Origin of the sequence: Anaerosacchariphilus polymeriproducens, assembly GCF_003363435.1 — a bacterium.
Classification (GTDB): Bacteria; Bacillota; Clostridia; order Lachnospirales; family Lachnospiraceae; genus Anaerosacchariphilus; species Anaerosacchariphilus polymeriproducens.
The window spans coordinates 1-976 of the sequence record NZ_QRCT01000043.1; the positions used below are offsets into that span (position 1 = coordinate 1).

Annotated in this window: 1 protein-coding gene; it reads right to left on the minus strand. The window is 52.5% G+C overall.

Annotation, left to right across the window (positions count from 1 at the left end; genetic code table 11):
- Window positions 1-976, minus strand: a 976-nt coding sequence (locus tag DWV06_RS12575) for an Ig-like domain-containing protein (RefSeq protein WP_193726023.1), incomplete at both ends; no start/stop codon positions are given.

Genomic DNA, 976 nt, shown 5'->3' on the forward strand with positions numbered 1-976 from the left:
TCTTGATTCCCGTTACGGTCAGAGTGGGCTTTGTTTTGTCCACACAAAACGTAATCTCCTGCAGGTCTGCCGCCTGGTTCCCGGCTTTGTCCGTATAATCGATGTCAAAGGTATAGACCTGGTCGTCCTCAAAGCGGATGCTTGCCGTATGGACATCCCCATTGCTGGTAAAGCTGCTGATGCCCGGTGCCGCTCCTTGGTCTTTCGCTTTCAATACCGTCTTGATACGGCTGGTCTCAAAGTTGTGCTCCCGAATGGTCACGGTCGCCGTACGCCCTTCCTTATAAAACGTCTCACGCTGCGCCTGGTTATTATCATACGTGACTTCTATGACCGGTGCCGTCGTATCGACCGTGAACTTCTGCTGCGGGATGTCCGCCGCCTGATTCCCGGCCAAATCCTCAAAACTCATGGCAAAGGTATAATCCCCTTCCTGTTGATACGGGATGGTCGCCGTATACGTCGTCTGATCCGGATCCTGACGGTTCTCATGCTTCGTCCAGCCGCTGATGGAAGGCGCACTGCCCTCACTGTTTGTCACCGTCACCTTCGCATCTGCCTCGTTGAAATTTCGTTCCGTCACGGTGATGGTCGCCGTTCTTCCTTCTTTGTAATACTCTGTCTCCGCTTCAAATTCCTTATCATAGGAATTGTTGTCATACGTAACGGCAAGGACCGGTGCCGTCTTATCGATGCTAAACGTTCGTTCCTCTCTTGTTTCATAACCGGCACGGTCGGTGAATACGGCACGGACTTTGATGTTGTTGCAGTTGTTCGTCACTTTTATACTTTTTGACAGCCCGGTCACCAGGTTCTCATCCTTTTCTACGATCTGCGCACTTCCCTGACGGATCGTTCCCTCTTCCCCGATGACGATCGTCTCTTCCTGCGTCACGTTCCCGGTGTCCACTTCTTCCACCTGATAGGTCACTTTGGCAAGACCGGAAAGGCTGTCCCCAAACGCACAGTCCACGGT